The organism is Buchnera aphidicola (Mindarus keteleerifoliae), from assembly GCF_039392895.1.
Classification (GTDB): domain Bacteria; phylum Pseudomonadota; class Gammaproteobacteria; order Enterobacterales; family Enterobacteriaceae; genus Buchnera_A; species Buchnera_A aphidicola_A.
This window is the reverse complement of sequence record NZ_CP135027.1, coordinates 52,823-68,600: the sequence shown is the minus strand read 5'-3', so window position 1 is coordinate 68,600 and position 15,778 is coordinate 52,823. Positions and strand designations below refer to the sequence as shown.

Below are 15,778 nucleotides of genomic sequence, written 5' to 3'. Positions count from 1 at the left end.
ACAATTATGTTTCAAAAAATAGTAGAAATAAAGTTATCCAATGGATTACATATCCGACCAGCAGCTCAGTTTGTAAAGGAAGCAAAAAAATTTAAATCCTACATTACTGTAGAAAAAGATAAAAAAATTGTAAACGCAAAAAGTTTGTTTAAACTACAAACATTAGGCTTAATCAAAGGTTCTAAAATTAATATATCCGCAGAAGGAGAAGATGAAAAAAAAGCTGTTGAATCTTTAGTTAAATTAATTTCTGAACTGAAAGAATAAATTTTCTTTTTAAAAAAAAGAATATTAAAATATTAAAGTTCAATTTCCCCAAAATAAGCTATCATTATATTTAAGGTAATATTATGATTTCTGGTATCATAGCATCTCCAGGTATCGCTTTTGGTAAAGCATTACTAATCAAAGAAGAACCTATTGTTATTAATCAAAAAAAAATTTCTCTAAATGAATTAAACAAAGAGATAGAAAAATTCATTATTGCTAAAAAAAAATCAATAAAACAATTAGAGCAAATAAAGTTACAAACAGCATTAAATCTTGGAAAAGAAAAAGAATCTATTTTTGAAGGTCACATTATGTTACTTCAAGATGAAGAATTAACTAAAGAAATCGTTTCTTATATAAAACGGAATAATGCTTCTGCTGAATTTTCAGTTTATACAATTTTTAAAAAACAAGTAGATGAACTAGAGAATTTAAATGACGAATATTTAAAAAATAGAGCTATCGATATCAAAGATATTAGTAATAGATTATTAAAAAATATTTTAAAATTTAAGATTGTTGATTTAAAAAATATATCAGATCAAGTAATTCTAATTGCTAAAGATTTAACACCTTCAGAAACAACACAAATTAACATAAAAAAAATAATAGGATTTATTACTGATTTAGGAGGTAAAACATCGCATTCATCCATCATAGCTAGATCTTTAGAATTACCAGCTATTGTTGGAACAACTAATATTACTAAAAAAGTTAAAAATGGAGATTTTTTAATTTTAGATAGTATTAATAATCAAATTTTTATTAATCCCGATTCTTTATTAATAAAAAAATTCAAAAAGAAAAAAAGAATTTTTTTATTAGAAAAAAACAAATTACTCAAACTAAAAAAATATCCGGCTATCACATTAGATAATCACAAAATAGAAATTGGTGCTAACATTAGCAGCATAAGAGATATCTACAATGCTAAAAAGTATGGAGCCGAATGCATAGGATTATATAGAACAGAATTTCTATTTATGGAAAGAAACTCACTTCCTTCTGAAGAAGAACAATTTTCTGCTTATAAATCTGTAGCAAAATCTATGAAAGGAAAATTTGTTATTATTAGAACTTTAGATATTGGAGGAGATAAAAATATTCCTTATATGAATCTTCCTAAAGAAGAAAATCCATTTTTAGGATGGAGAGCAATTAGAATTTTAATTGATAGAAAAGATATTTTACATACTCAATTAAGAGCATTATTAAGAGCTTCGGCATTTGGAAAAATAAAAATTATGTTTCCTATGATTATTTCTGTAGAAGAAATAAAATTTCTTAAAAAAGAATTGGAATTTGTCAAAAATAAACTACAAAAAGAAAAATATAAATTTGATGAAAAAATAAAAATTGGAATTATGATTGAAACACCTGCTGCTGCAATAATAGCCAATCACTTATCAAAAGAAGTTGATTTCTTCAGCATAGGATCTAATGATTTAACTCAATATACTTTAGCAGTTGATAGAGGAAATGATTTAATTTCACATTTATATGACCCTATGAGTCCATCAGTTTTAAATTTAATAAAAAGAGTTACTGATGCTTCTCATTCAGAAGGAAAATGGACTGGAATTTGCGGAGAATTAGCAGCAGATAAAAATGCAACAGTTTTATTAATTGGTATGGGTATAAATGAATTTAGTATGAGCTCTACTTCAATTCCTTATGTTAAAAACATTATCAGAAAAACAACCTTTAAAAAATCTTCTGAAATTGCTAATTTGGCATTGAAAAAATCCACATCCAAAGAAATTTTAGAAATAATTCAACAATTTAATTAAAAATGCTCAAAAAAATTGTTAAACTGATCAAGCTAAAGAGGAAAAAATGAATTTTTTTTCTAAACTATTTAAAAAAAAACATACAAAAATTGATATTTTCGCACCTTTGTCAGGAACAATAATAGAACTTGAAAAAGTACCTGATGAAGTTTTCTCAAAAAAAATAGTTGGGGATGGTGTAGCCATCAAACCATCAGGAAATCAACTAGTTGCTCCTTTTTCTGGAACTATTGGAAAAATATTTAAAACACTACATGCTTTTTCTATAAAATCTGATGAAAATATAGAGTTATTTGTACATTTTGGTATTGATACGGTAAAACTAAAAGGAAAAGGGTTTAACCGTTTAATTAAAAAAAAAACCAGGGTTAAAGTAGGAGAACCAATTATCGGTTTAGATCTGCTATTTTTAAAAAAAAACGCAGTTTCAACAATAACTCCAATAATTATTTCTAATATGGAAGAAATACATAAAATAAAAAAATTTTCAGGAAAAATTATTGCAGGAAAAACAAAAATTATGACTATAACAAAATAGTTCTTTACAGTTTGAACGGAAATTTTTACCGTTTAAACTGTAAGGTTTAGATTCTATAACATATTTTAAAATAAGGAAAAAAGTTTAATAAATTTATACGAACTTTATATAAAAACAATTTTTTTTACTGTTTAAAGTACAACTAAAATATTTCGATTTTCTTCAACTGGATCTATAATATTAACAGATTATTTAACATATTATGATAAGAAATAACCGAATTTATTCTAACTAATCACCTAAATAAGTTCAAGTTTATCTATTTTATTTCAAAAAAAAATAGCGAAATATATTTTTACGCATTTTTTTTAAAGAAAAAATTTTTCATTAAAAGCATTATTTTCAAAAATTTTCTAAATTCAACAATTGGATTAATTCTTTACAAGAATATAAAAGAGTTTTTCTCTGTAAAATTTACCATGTTTCCCTCATTAATAAGCAGTATTACACTGTTAATAACAACAAAAATAAATTTTTTAAAAAAAAAATAACTGTAATAAAATTATTAATCATTAATATTTCTCAATGTTTATCTTTATAAAACAAGTTTTCTAAATTAAGTTTAAATATTTCTGAAACTATGTTTATAAAAATTCCTAAAAAACTCTTTTATTATTTTTTATTTTCATAGATTCTATTGTTATCACAAACGCTTCTCTATTGAACTTAACAAAAAATTTTAATCTTATTTTTTATACTATCATACCTATTTTAATGATTGAATTTTTCATAACTTTCTTAATTACTTATATAAACATAAAATTTTTTTGAATAAATTTAAAAAAAAATTAATTCATTGTTTTTTCGCTAATAATTCAATGTCAGCTTCTTCTTTATATTATATAAGATTAGAAAAAATATTTCTGATAATTCTTTTTTTTCCATTTTTTAATTTTAGCAATTCTCAATCGATTCAATTCAATACTAATATCTGAACCAGTAATTCCTTTTTCTATTATTGATTTTACTGATACTTTTGAAGAAATAATAAATATTTCATATAAATATTTACTTAAAAAAAAACAATAATTATTGCTTTTAAAATTATTTAACTCAAAAAAAATAAAACCACTTTTAATCAAAAATGAAATTTGTTTTATTCGAATTGGTTTTCTCCAAACATCCATTCGATTTAAAAAATAAATTATTTTTTCTTCTTTTTGTAAGTTTAAATTTCTTAAAAACCCAAAAAAACCAGAAATTAATACTGAAAAATCCTGAATATATTTTGGAATCTTTAATCGATCGCACATTTTTTTAGTTAATGTAGCTGAAAAAAAATCAAATTTTTGAAAAAAAAATAAATTTTCTGAATAAATAATATTATTTAACAATGAAAAAATACAAGAAAACTTAATAGAAATATCTTTTGTATTTTTTGAAATTTTCGCTAAAATTAATAATAAATTAAATTGATAGTTTTTAACTAAAACACTCGAAAAAAAATAATGAATTTTAGCCACCTTATCTATTTCTGGAAAAATAATTGAAAGTGCCTTACATTTTTTTAAAATTTCAAAAAAAACATGAGGATTTTTTGTTTTCAATGCCTTTTTTGTTTCAATCCAAATTCTTTCTGAACTTAAATACATCAACTCTTTACTATCAACCATTTTTGACATAATTTTCATAGTATCTTCTGAAACTATAAAACCTAAATGCGCTAAATTTGCAGCAAACCTTGCAACTCTTAATATCCGTAAAGGATCTTCACAAAAAGCAGAAGATACATGTTTTAACAATCTATTTTTTAAATCCTTAATACCATTAAAAGGATCAATCAAATTTCCTTTTATATCTTGTGCTATAGCATTAATCGTTAAATCTCTTCTTTTTAAATCTTGTTTCAATGAAATATTAGGAGAAAAAAATGTACTAAATCCCGAATATCCTAATCCTTCTTTTTTTTCCACTCTTGCTAATGCATATTCTTCGCTAGTTTCTGGATGTAAAAAAACTGGAAAACTTTTTCCTACTTGTTGATATTTTTTTTTTAACAAAATTTCAGGAGTAGCTCCAACAACTACCCAATCTTTATCTTTTATAGGTAGATTTAACAATTTATCTCTTACTGCTCCTCCTACCAAATATATTTTCATAAAAAATTCCAAAAAAAGTTTTTATTAATTAATTTAACAAAACTATCAATTTTAAATAAAAAATTAAACTTATTAATTAAATTAATATAAATCAATTCTTTTAAAAAATTTGATTTTTTAAAAAAAAATATTTTTTTATGCTCAAAAAATATATGATATAAAGAACTAATTATACATCTTAAATTTTAGGTATATCATGGATAATATAATTTCTAATTTTAAAAAATCAAACATATTAATTATTGGAGATATTATTTTAGACCAATATTGGTATGTTAAAAATCAAAAAAAAAAATTTGAAAAATCTGCGCCTATTAAAAATATAAAAAAAATAGAAAATCGAGCAGGAGGCGCCGCTAACGTTGCAAAAAACATTTCTAAAATGGGAGGAAATGTTCATTTAATAGGCATTATAGGAAATGATCTAGAAGGATCTATAGTAAAAAATTTAATAAATGATAACAATATCAAACATAATTTAATTATTAATTCCAATGCAACGACAATAAAAAAAATAAGAATTATCTCTGAAAAAAAACAATTAATCCGATTAGATTTAGAAGAAAAATATTTTATTAAAAATAAAAGAAAAATACTGGATATTACTTTTAATATAATCAAAAATTATGATGTAATTATAATATCAGATTATAACAAGGGAACTCTAGAAGAAACTTCATCTATAATTAAAATTGCAAAAAAACTATCTATTCCAGTGATAATTGATCCTAAAAAAGAAAACATTTTAAAATATCTCGGAGCAACATTATTAACACCTAATTTAGAAGAATTTCAAAGTATAGTTGGAAAATGTAAAAATAAATTAGATTTAATTAAAAAAGGAAAAAATTTAATCTCTAAATTAAAATTATCCGCTTTACTAATTACACAAGCCGAATCAGGTATGACATTAATACAAAACAAAAAAAATCCCATTCATTTTCAAGCTTTATCTAAAAATGTAAATGATCCAACAGGGGCAGGAGATACTGTTGTATCAATGATAGGTCTTATATTATCATTAAAAAAATCTTTTAAAACAGCTTGTTTATATGCCAATGTAGCTGCAAGCATAGTTGTTAAAAAACTAGGTACTGCAACTGTTGGTCAAAAAGAACTCCTTAAAAAAATTAAATCTTTTAAAAATGTTAAAATGAGTTCTATCATTAAATAATTCCAGTAGAATATCTAAATTTATACGAGAATTTAATTCTACATAAAATTCTCAAACATTTTATAATAACAATAGTAATTAAACATTTTGTAAAAAACATTATTTTATAAAATATAACTAATACTAAATAAAATAGTTTTTACTACTAAAGAATAAATTTTTTTCTATTTTTTTTAAAAAAACAGGAGAACTTATGAAAAAAAATCTACTAAAAGCATTCGGAAATTCTAGAAATAGAGTTTTAAACGCCATCAAAGAACTGAAAAATGGAAATGGAATTATTTTACTAGATAATGAAAATAGAGAAAATGAAGGTGACTTAGTATTTTCAGGTGAAATGATGACCGTTGAACAAATGGCTTTATCTATTAGATATGGAAGTGGAATTGTTTGTTTATGTATCACAGAAAAAAAAAGAAAAAAATTACATTTACCTATGATGGTTAAAAATAACACTAGTTCTTACGGAACCAGATTTACCGTATCCATTGAAGCAGCTAAAGGTGTATCTACTGGAGTATCAGCAAAAGATAGAATTACAACCATTAAAACTGCGATATCAAAAAAAGCACAACCTGAAGATTTAAATCGACCTGGACATGTTTTTCCTTTATGTGCTCACAAAGATGGTTTATCAGGTAGAAATGGGCATACTGAAGCTTCTATTGAATTAATTAAATTAGCTGGATTTAATCCAACTGCTGTTTTATCAGAACTAACTAACAAAGATGGATCCATGGCAAAAATTCCTGACATTATAAATTTTTCTAAGAAAAAAAACATAAAAGTTCTTACTATCAAAGATATAATTAACTTTATATCTCCTATTTAAACAAAAAATTTGAGTTTTTTTAAATTAGAAACAATTAATTCTAAACTATATTTTTAATTTTTTTTTATTTTAAGTTACTTAGCTAAGTAACTTAATTTATTTAAAAAAAGTTTTTAAACTAAATGCTATTTAATTCTGAAATTGACCAATTAGAATTCACTGAAACATCCAAAGAGAAATCTTTAAACTTTCTATATCTTAATGAACCAACGTATGCAATCATAGCTGCGTTATCAGTGGCATATTTTTTTAATGGAACATATAGAGATCCTTTATAAAAATTTATCATCTTTTTTGCTTCTTGCTTTAACTTTGTATTTGCACTAACACCACCTGCTATAATTAATTTTCTTATACCGGTAAGCTCTATAGCCCTTTTACATTTAATAATTAATGTATCAATTACAGCTTCTTCAAACGCTTTAGCTACATCTGCTTTAGCTTGATAATCTTTAGAAGAACGAAAATAAACATTTGATGTAAAAGTTTTTAGTCCAGAGAAACTAAAATCCAATCCTGGAACATTAGTCATAGGTCTAGGAAAAGAAAAATGTCTAATTTTTCCATTTTTAGCTAAATCAGATATTTTTTTCCCACCCGGATATCCTAAACCTAACAATTTAGAAACTTTATCAAATGCTTCTCCAACTGCATCATCTAATGAGTTTCCTAAAATCGTATATTTTCCTATTTCGTTACATTGAACTATTTGCGTATGTCCTCCAGAAACTAACAAAGCTAAAACTGGGAATTTTATAAAACAATTATTTAGCATAGGAGATAAAAGATGTCCTTCCATATGATTTATAGATATTCTAGGTATTTTCCAAGCATAAGCTAAGCTAGTTGCAACACTAGTTCCAACTAATAGTGAACCTACTAAACCCGGTCCTGCTGTATATGCTATTGCATCAATAAAATTACTATTTCTTCCATTTATCTCCTTCAATGCATCTTTAATTAAAGAAATAATTTTTAAACTATGCTCTCTAGCTGCTAATTCTGGAACTACTCCTCCATATTTAGAATGCATCTTGCTTTGAGAATGCAATTTATTTACAATTAATCCTAATTTTGTATCGTATATTGCTATTCCAGTTTCATCACATGATGTTTCAATTCCTAATATTTTCATATTTTCCTATTTTTATTTTTAAAAAATGATTCTTTACAAACTTACCTTCATTAAGGTACGATTAAAAATCGTCAATTCAAAACTACCGATTTTAACTAAATTATAGAGATAAGTATATTATGAGGTTTAAATTATGCCAATAATAAAAGTTAGAGACAACGAACCATTTGATATAGCTTTAAGAAGATTTAAACGATCTTGTGAAAAAGCTGGGATTTTAGCTGAAATTCGAAGAAGAGAATTTTATGAAAAACCAACTACAGAAAGAAAAAGAGCTAAATCTTCTGCTGTAAAACGACTTTCAAAAAAATTATCTAGAGAAAATTTAAAAAAAATAAGATTATACTAATTACATCTCAAATAACTTAAAAATTAACATCTACATTTTTTAAAAAAGACCGTTCATAACTGTTCGGTCAAAATTATATCGTAAATAAAAAATACTATATGAATACTAGAATTCCTCAAGATTTTATCCAAGAACTAATTATTCGAACAAATATAGTAGAACTTATTAATAGCCGAATAAAATTAGAAAAAAAAGGAGAGAATTATTATTCTCTCTGTCCATTTCATGATGAAAAAACTCCTTCTTTTTCTGTTAACGTTAAAAAACAATTTTTTTATTGTTTTGGATGTAAAGAAAATGGAAACGTTATCGACTTTTTGATGAATTATGAAAAATTAAGTTTTATAGAAAGTATAAAAGAATTATCTGAAAAAAATGGATTGAAATTACCCTTTCAAAGAAAAAAAATTTTTTTTGATAAATCCTATTTATTAAAAAAAAACATACATTTTGTATTAGAAAAAATCTCTTTTTTGTACAAAAAAAATATATTTCTCACTCAATTTAAAAATATTTATAATTACCTTTTAAACCGAGGATTAAGTAAAAAAACGATAAAGCGTTTTTCTATTGGTTATGCCGGTAATAAAAAATGCTTTCTATCAGAACATTTTAAACAATATGAAGAATATTTAACACCTTCAGGAATGATTATTGAATCTAAAGAAAAAATGTATGACCGATTTTATAGAAGAATTACATTTCCTATTCAAGATAAAAAAGGAAAAATAAATGGGTTTGGAGGAAGAAATATCTTTAACAATTTTCCCAAATACATTAATTCTCCTGAAACAAGTGTTTTTCATAAAAAAAATAATTTGTATGGTATATATCAAATATACAAAAAAACAAAAAATCCAAAGTATGTTCTTGTTGTTGAAGGTTATATGGATGTAATTATGTTATCTCAATTCAATATTAATTATTCAATTTCTTTATTGGGAACTGCTATTTCTAATTTTCAAATTACAAATCTTTTTGAAGTAACAAAAAAAATTATTTATTGTTTTGATGGTGATAAAGCAGGACAAGAAGCAATATGGAAGGCCCTAATGTTAACTTTACCTTATTTAACAGACGAAAAAACTGTAAAATTTATTTTGCTTCCAGAAAATGAAGATCCTGATTCTATCATTAGAAAAGAAGGAGAAAAAAAATTCAAAAAAAGAATTAAAAATGCTTTAAGCATATCAAAATATTTATTCCAAAAATTACTTAATAATAAAAAAATTATTTCAATGGAAGAAAAAATAAAATTTTGTATTCGATCGAAAGTTCTAATTGATAAAATTCCTGGTCAAATTACAAAAATTTATTTAAGAAAAAAGTTAGGGGAAAAAATTGGAATTATAGAAGAGTACCAATTAGAAAAAATAGTTCCAATCTTTCAAAAACAAAAAAAAGAAATAAAAAAAATTAAAAAAACTACAATGAGAATGTTAATTTCTTTATTAATCCAAAACCCTGCAATAAGTCAAATAATTCCTAATTTATCTGAATTAAAGTTAATTAAATTACCTGGAATATCTCTATTTCTGGATATTCTTTATAATTGCAAAAAAAATAAAAATATAAATACTGGACAATTAATAGAATTATATAGAAATTCGAAGAAAAAGAATATTTTATTAAAGTTAATCCAATGGGATAATATGATTATTAAAAAAGAAATAAAAAATGTATTTTTGGATAATTTAATTAATCTATATAATACTGCTCTAAGAAATAGACAGGAGTTATTAATTCTAAAAGATCGAATTAAAAATTTAAATGTTTCCGAAAAAAAAGAATTATGGTTAATAAATAAAGAACTTGTTAATTAACTAGATTATTCTATTTTTGTAATATGTAAGAAATATATAAAAATTTTGAAATATAACTTTCAAATAAAAAATAACAAAATAAAGAATTTTTACAATGTAATTAAAATGTTATAATTTAAAAATGTATTATCAAAATTAATTTTTGACCTATTTAAAATATTTATTGGTAAATAATAATTATATCAAACGATAAATTTAATCAACTGAAGTATGGATACAGTATTATGCAGCGAAATCCGCAGTTTCAGCTCAAGCTACTAATTACATATGGGAAAGAACAAGGCTACTTGACTTATTCTGAAATTCATGATCATTTACCAAATGATATTGTTGATTCAGATCAAATTCAAGATATCATTCAAATGATTAACGATATGGGAATACAAGTGGTGGAAAAAGCCCCAGATGCTGATGAACTTATGTTAAATGAAACACAAACAGATACAGATGAAGATGCTGTAGAAGCTGCAGCACAAGTGTTATCTAATGTTGAGTCAGAATTAGGTCGTACGACTGATCCTGTTCGCATGTATATGCGTGAAATGGGAACTGTTGAATTACTTACAAGAGAAGGTGAAATAGATATAGCTAAAAGAATAGAGGAGGGAATAAATCAAGTTCAATCTTCTGTTGCAGAATACCCAGAAGCAATTACTTATTTATTAAAACAATATGAACATGTAAAAAATAAAAAAATGAGACTATCTGATTTAATTATAGGATTTGTTGATCCCAATATAGAAGATTATGTTTCTTCTATTCCAAATAACACTGAAGAAGAACTTCACCATGAAGAAAATAACATAGATAGAGAAAACGAAACCGAAGAAGATAACTCTATTGATCCAGAAGTAGCAAAAGAAAAATTTTTTGCTTTACAAAATCAATACTTAATAACTTATTATACTATAAAATCAAAAAAAAGAAGCCATAAAGACACTATTGCAGAAATAAATAATTTATCTGAAATATTTAAACAATTTAGATTAGCTCCTAAACAATTTGATTATTTAGTTAATAATATGAGAAATATGATGAAAAAAATACGTACTCAAGAACGTATCATTATGCAATTATGTGTTGAAAAATGTAAAATGCCTAAAAAAAAATTTGTTAATCTATTTGTTGGACAAGAAACAACTTTAAATTGGTTTCATAAAGCAAAAAAAATGAACCAACCTTGGTCTAAGAATCTTTGTAAAATAAAAGAAAAAATATTATCTATATTAAAAATACTACAAAAAATTGAAAAAGAAACTGGTTTAACTATAAAGCAAGTTAAAGATATAAATAGAAGAATGTCTATAGGAGAAGCAAAAGCAAAACGAGCTAAAAAAGAAATGGTAGAAGCTAATTTAAGATTAGTCATTTCAATTGCTAAAAAATATACTAATAGAGGATTGCAATTCTTAGATTTAATTCAAGAAGGAAATATAGGATTAATGAAAGCAGTCGATAAATTTGAATATCGAAGAGGATATAAATTTTCAACATATGCAACTTGGTGGATAAGGCAAGCTATTACTCGATCAATAGCTGATCAAGCGAGAACTATTAGAATTCCTGTTCATATGATTGAAACTATCAACAAACTTAACAGAATTTCTAGAAATATGTTACAAGAAATGGGAAGAGAACCTACACCAGAAGAATTATCAGAAAAAATGCTCATTCCAGAAGATAAAATTAGAAAAGTTTTAAAAATAGCCAAAGAACCTATTTCAATGGAAACTCCAATTGGAGACGATGATGATTCTCATTTAGGAGACTTTATAGAAGACACTACTCTGGAACTTCCATTAGAATCAGCTACTTCTGAAAGTCTTCGTTCCGTAACCCATGATATTTTATCAGGATTAACTCCTAGGGAAGCAAAAGTTTTAAGAATGCGATTTGGTATTGATATGAATACTGATCATACTTTAGAAGAAGTAGGAAAACAATTTGATGTTACTAGAGAAAGAATTCGACAAATAGAAGCCAAGGCTTTGCGAAAATTAAGACATCCTAGCAGATCGGAAGTTCTTCGAAGCTTTTTGGATGATTAACTTTTTATGTTATTGATTTTACAGTAATATTTTTTAAAAAAAATCTAAAATATAGTGTATTTATTAGACTTGTAAGTCCAATTTTGATGACTTTAACTCTAATAAAGTTTAATAAATACGCTAATAAATTTTTCTAAATAAAATATCTGACTAAACAACTTTTCCTGGAATACCTACAACTGTAGAATTTGAAGGTATGGATCTTAAAATTACTGCATTAGCTCCTACTTTTGAATTGTTTCCTATTTCAATGTTTCCTAATATTTTAGCTCCAGCTCCTATCATAGCTCCACTTTTTATTTTAGGATGTCTATCTCCTTTTGTTAAACCTACGCTACCTAATGTTACTGAATGCAAAATTTGAACATTATTCTCAATAATCGCTGTTTCGCCAATTACAATACCTGTAGCATGATCTAAAATAACTCCAGATCCAATTTTTGCAGCAGGATGTATATCTACTGAAAAAATCGTAGAAATTTTATTTTGAAAAAAAAATGCTAATAGTTTTTGAGAAGAATTCCAAAAAAAATGAGAAATTCTATATAACTGTAATGCATGGAATCCTTTAAAATATAATAATGGAATAGATAAAAAATCTACAACTGGATCAGTTGAATATATTGCTTGAATGTCTTTAATTGCATCTTTTACAATAAAAAAATTAGAATCGTAAACTTTGTTAATTACATTCGAAATTTCTTTACTTGAAAAAAAAGAACTTTTTATCTTATTAGATAAAATGGTTGATAAAGCTGATTGAAAAGAATTATGTTTCAATAAATAAAAATAGTAATATTTATATAAAAAAGGTTCTTTTTTAATTACCTTAGTTGCTTCATATCTTATTTTTTTCCATACTTTATCTATTTTTCTATACAAAATTTTTCCTCCTGATTCCAATATTTACAAAATTTATTACTTTTAAAAAAATAGATACAGAATATATCTTCATAAAAAACTTATAAAATAAATACTTAAATTAATATTTAAATATTTATTTTATTTTTTTATAAAACCTGAAATTAAACATTAATTCTTTAAAATATCACATATTCAAAACATTTTTTTCTAACTTTATCATTTCAGATACTTTCGAAAAAGAAACTCCTCCCAAAGAATTTCTTTTTTTTAACGAAGATTCTAAACTAATATGTTCATATATGTCTTTTTCAATAAAATTACTATATTTTTTAAAAGTGTTTAATTGTATCTGTTCTAAAGATAAATTTGATTTACTGGCATACAAAATAATCTTTCCTGTAATATGATGAGCATCTCTAAAAGGAATTCCTTTTTTAACCAGATAATCAGCTATTTCGGTAGAATTCGTATATCCTTTTTGAGCTGAATTTTTACAATTTTTAACATTAATAGAAATATTTTTCAAAACTAAAATAGACATTTTTAAACAATCATTCCAAATTTCTATCGTTTCAAATAAACTTTTTTTATCTTCTTGCATGTCTTTATTATACGATAATGGTAACCCTTTTAATAACATCATGCTACTAATTAAATTTCCACAAACTTTTCCACATTTAGCTCTAATTAACTCTAAAGCATCAGGATTTTTTTTTTGAGGCATTAAAGAAGATCCAGAGGTGATCGAATCAGATAGTTCTATAAAATCAACTTCTCCTGAATTAAAAAAAATTAAATCTTCAGAAAATCTAGATAAATGAATCATACTAATTGAAGCAACAGAGAGTAATTCCATAACATAATCTCTGTCAGAAACACTATCTAAAGCATTTTTAGTAGCAGTTCTAAATCCTAATTGAACAGACAAAAATTCTCTGTTTATCTCCCAAGCCGTTCCTGCTAAAGCACCAGAACCTAAAGGATTTTGATCTAATCGATATAAAGCATCTTTTAATCTTAATTCGTCTCTTTTAAACATTTCTAAATAAGCAAGACACCAATAAGCAAATGTTATAGGTTGAGCACGTTGTAAATGAGTATATCCTGGCATGATAGATTTTTGATTTCTTTCAGCAACTTTTATTAGTTGTCTTTTAAAAAAATAAATTTTATTCAAAATATTTTTAATTTTTCGTTTACACCATAATTTTAAATCAGTTGTTACCTGGTCATTTCTACTTCTACCTGTATGCAATTTTTTTCCTAATGAACCCAATGAAATAATTAATTTTTTTTCTATCCAACTATGAATATCTTCTTCTTTGCTCAAAAACATTACCTTAGGATTTGTTTCTACTTCTTTTAATATATTTTTTAATGCCTCTTCAATATTTTTTTGTTCTTCTGACGTTAAAACATCAATTTTTTTTAAAGCTTTAGACCATTGAATTGAAGAAAAAATATCTTCTTTCACTAATTTATAATCAACATTTATTGATTTATTAAATTTTTCAAAAAACTTATTAGATTTTTGAGTAAATCTTCCACCCCAAAGAGACATAATGTTACCTTATTTAACAAATAAATTTAAAATTTAAAGGTATATTTCATTTTTTTTTAAATAGCTTTAATTTAAGATTTTTTATTAAAAGACTTTTTTATCATTCTAATTTTAGAAGATAAAGAATATAAATTTATAAATCCTTTAGCATCTGTTTGATCGTAAACTTGATCTTTCCCAAAAGTCGCATATTCTATAGAATATAAGGAATTAATTGATTTTTTTTGTAGTACTCTAACAGTTCCTTTATATAATTCTAATACTACTTCTCCTGTTACATCCTTTGATAAAACATTATTAGCTTCTTGCAAAGATTTTCTAAGAGGCGTAAACCATTTTCCTTCATATATTATAGACGCCATTTTTAAAGATAATTTTTGTTTCCATTTAAAGCAATCATTATCTAATACTAGTTCCTCTACTGCTCTTATAGAATGCATCATTAATGTTCCACCAGGAGTTTCATAACATCCTCTTGACTTAATCCCTACTAATCGATTTTCAACCATATCTACTCGACCAATTCCATGACGGGAAGCTATTTTATTTAACAAGTTTAAACATTCTACGGGAGTTAAATTCTTTCCATTAACTTGAACTACATTTCCTTCTTTAACTAAAACAGAAAGCTTTTCGGGAATTTCAGGAGCTAATTTTGGATCTATAGTCCAAATCCAGCAATCTTCTTTTGCTTTATTCCATGGACATTCTAAATCTCCTCCTTCTGTTGAAAGATGCCATAAATTTTCGTCTCGACTATAAATTTTTTTCTTTGTCGCAGTAACAGGAATATTTTTTTTATTTAAATATGTAATTAATTCTTCTCTTGATCTAAATTTCCACTCTCTCCAAGGAGAAATCACCTTCAAATTAGGAGCTAAAGCAGCATATGCCATCTCAAATCTTACTTGATCATTTCCTTTTCCTGTTGCTCCGTGACAAAGAGCATAGGCTTTTAAATCAGTAGCTAAATCAACTTGAGCTTTTGCTATAATAGGTCTAGCTATTGCTGTACCTAACAAATAATTCCATTCATACATCGCTCCCATCCTGACCATGGGATAAACATAATTTTCTACAAATTTTTTTCTTAAATCAAAAACATAACATTTTTTAGCTCCTGACTGCATTGCCTTTTTTTCGATACCTTTTAAGTCTTCACGAGATTGTCCTACATCTGCTACAAAGGCTATTACTTTATACCCATATTTTTCTATTATCCATGGAATAATAGCAGAAGTATCAACTCCACCAGAATATGCTAAAACTACTGTTTTAACTTCGTTTACTTTCAT

General features: G+C 24.8%; 13 protein-coding genes. 8 read left to right on the top strand and 5 right to left on the bottom strand.

Annotation, left to right across the window (positions count from 1 at the left end; genetic code table 11):
- The first annotated feature begins 6 nt into the window (after positions 1–6).
- The 3 genes from RJT62_RS00315 (at position 7) to crr (ending at position 2,598) form a co-directional block, all read left to right on the top strand.
- Positions 7–267 (top strand): HPr family phosphocarrier protein, encoded by a 261-nt coding sequence (locus tag RJT62_RS00315; protein WP_343153772.1) that lies wholly within the window; start codon positions 7–9, stop codon positions 265–267.
- Positions 268–350: 83 nt separating this feature from the next.
- Entirely contained in the window at positions 351–2,060 is a 1,710-nt protein-coding gene (gene ptsI, locus RJT62_RS00310) for a phosphoenolpyruvate-protein phosphotransferase PtsI (protein ID WP_343153770.1), read from the top strand.
- A gap of 46 nt (positions 2,061–2,106) precedes the next feature.
- Positions 2,107–2,598, top strand: coding sequence for a PTS glucose transporter subunit IIA (gene crr / locus RJT62_RS00305; RefSeq protein ID WP_343153768.1), 492 nt, complete (start codon positions 2,107–2,109; stop codon positions 2,596–2,598).
- Positions 2,599–3,446: 848 nt separating this feature from the next.
- Here the strand turns inward: crr and RJT62_RS00300 are convergent.
- Positions 3,447–4,697 (bottom strand): tRNA CCA-pyrophosphorylase, encoded by a 1,251-nt coding sequence (locus tag RJT62_RS00300; RefSeq protein ID WP_343153766.1) that lies wholly within the window; start codon positions 4,695–4,697, stop codon positions 3,447–3,449.
- Positions 4,698–4,893: 196 nt separating this feature from the next.
- On the opposite strand from RJT62_RS00300, the gene RJT62_RS00295 reads away from it, so the two are divergent.
- Both RJT62_RS00295 and ribB read left to right on the top strand, forming a co-directional pair.
- Complete coding sequence (locus RJT62_RS00295; RefSeq protein WP_343153764.1) at positions 4,894–5,871, top strand: bifunctional heptose 7-phosphate kinase/heptose 1-phosphate adenyltransferase; 978 nt, start codon at positions 4,894–4,896, stop codon at positions 5,869–5,871.
- A 193-nt stretch (positions 5,872–6,064) separates the two neighbouring features.
- Complete coding sequence (gene ribB / locus RJT62_RS00290) at positions 6,065–6,703, top strand: 3,4-dihydroxy-2-butanone-4-phosphate synthase (protein WP_343153761.1); 639 nt, start codon at positions 6,065–6,067, stop codon at positions 6,701–6,703.
- A gap of 118 nt (positions 6,704–6,821) precedes the next feature.
- Here ribB and tsaD read toward each other — a convergent pair whose 3' ends face one another.
- Positions 6,822–7,838: a tRNA (adenosine(37)-N6)-threonylcarbamoyltransferase complex transferase subunit TsaD gene (tsaD, locus tag RJT62_RS00285; protein ID WP_343153759.1), complete on the bottom strand. Its 1,017-nt coding sequence runs from the start codon at positions 7,836–7,838 to the stop codon at positions 6,822–6,824.
- 133 nt (positions 7,839–7,971) lie between these two features.
- Between tsaD and rpsU the strand changes: the two genes are divergently transcribed.
- The 3 genes from rpsU (at position 7,972) to rpoD (ending at position 12,058) form a co-directional block, all read left to right on the top strand.
- Positions 7,972–8,187, top strand: a complete 216-nt coding sequence (rpsU, locus tag RJT62_RS00280) for a 30S ribosomal protein S21 (protein WP_343153757.1) — start codon at positions 7,972–7,974, stop codon at positions 8,185–8,187.
- A gap of 98 nt (positions 8,188–8,285) precedes the next feature.
- Positions 8,286–10,010, top strand: a complete 1,725-nt coding sequence (dnaG, locus tag RJT62_RS00275) for a DNA primase (RefSeq protein WP_343153755.1) — start codon at positions 8,286–8,288, stop codon at positions 10,008–10,010.
- 224 nt (positions 10,011–10,234) lie between these two features.
- Positions 10,235–12,058 (top strand): RNA polymerase sigma factor RpoD, encoded by a 1,824-nt coding sequence (gene rpoD / locus RJT62_RS00270; protein WP_343153753.1) that lies wholly within the window; start codon positions 10,235–10,237, stop codon positions 12,056–12,058.
- 150 nt (positions 12,059–12,208) lie between these two features.
- Here the strand turns inward: rpoD and cysE are convergent, their stop codons facing one another.
- The 3 genes from cysE to RJT62_RS00255 form a co-directional block, all read right to left on the bottom strand.
- Entirely contained in the window at positions 12,209–12,940 is a 732-nt protein-coding gene (gene cysE, locus RJT62_RS00265; RefSeq protein WP_343153751.1) for a serine O-acetyltransferase, read from the bottom strand.
- Positions 12,941–13,106: 166 nt separating this feature from the next.
- Positions 13,107–14,483 carry an argininosuccinate lyase gene (gene argH / locus RJT62_RS00260; RefSeq protein WP_343153749.1) on the bottom strand — a complete coding sequence of 459 codons (1,377 nt, stop codon included), beginning with the start codon at positions 14,481–14,483 and terminating at the stop codon, positions 13,107–13,109.
- 71 nt (positions 14,484–14,554) lie between these two features.
- On the bottom strand, positions 14,555–15,778 hold the full coding sequence (locus RJT62_RS00255) for an argininosuccinate synthase (RefSeq protein WP_343153748.1): 1,224 nt from the start codon (positions 15,776–15,778) through the stop codon (positions 14,555–14,557).

What these genes read in the sequence shown, in the direction of transcription:
- RJT62_RS00315 (WP_343153772.1), top strand. Translation starts at nt 7, where the DNA reads ATGTTTCAAAAAATAGTAGAAATAAAGTTATCCAATGGATTACATATC.
- ptsI (WP_343153770.1), top strand. Translation starts at nt 351, where the DNA reads ATGATTTCTGGTATCATAGCATCTCCAGGTATCGCTTTTGGTAAAGCA.
- crr (WP_343153768.1), top strand. Translation starts at nt 2,107, where the DNA reads ATGAATTTTTTTTCTAAACTATTTAAAAAAAAACATACAAAAATTGAT.
- RJT62_RS00300 (WP_343153766.1), bottom strand. Translation starts at nt 4,697, where the DNA reads ATGAAAATATATTTGGTAGGAGGAGCAGTAAGAGATAAATTGTTAAAT.
- RJT62_RS00295 (WP_343153764.1), top strand. Translation starts at nt 4,894, where the DNA reads ATGGATAATATAATTTCTAATTTTAAAAAATCAAACATATTAATTATT.
- ribB (WP_343153761.1), top strand. Translation starts at nt 6,065, where the DNA reads ATGAAAAAAAATCTACTAAAAGCATTCGGAAATTCTAGAAATAGAGTT.
- tsaD (WP_343153759.1), bottom strand. Translation starts at nt 7,838, where the DNA reads ATGAAAATATTAGGAATTGAAACATCATGTGATGAAACTGGAATAGCA.
- rpsU (WP_343153757.1), top strand. Translation starts at nt 7,972, where the DNA reads ATGCCAATAATAAAAGTTAGAGACAACGAACCATTTGATATAGCTTTA.
- dnaG (WP_343153755.1), top strand. Translation starts at nt 8,286, where the DNA reads ATGAATACTAGAATTCCTCAAGATTTTATCCAAGAACTAATTATTCGA.
- rpoD (WP_343153753.1), top strand. Translation starts at nt 10,235, where the DNA reads ATGCAGCGAAATCCGCAGTTTCAGCTCAAGCTACTAATTACATATGGG.
- argH (WP_343153749.1), bottom strand. Translation starts at nt 14,483, where the DNA reads ATGTCTCTTTGGGGTGGAAGATTTACTCAAAAATCTAATAAGTTTTTT.
- RJT62_RS00255 (WP_343153748.1), bottom strand. Translation starts at nt 15,778, where the DNA reads ATGAAAGTAAACGAAGTTAAAACAGTAGTTTTAGCATATTCTGGTGGA.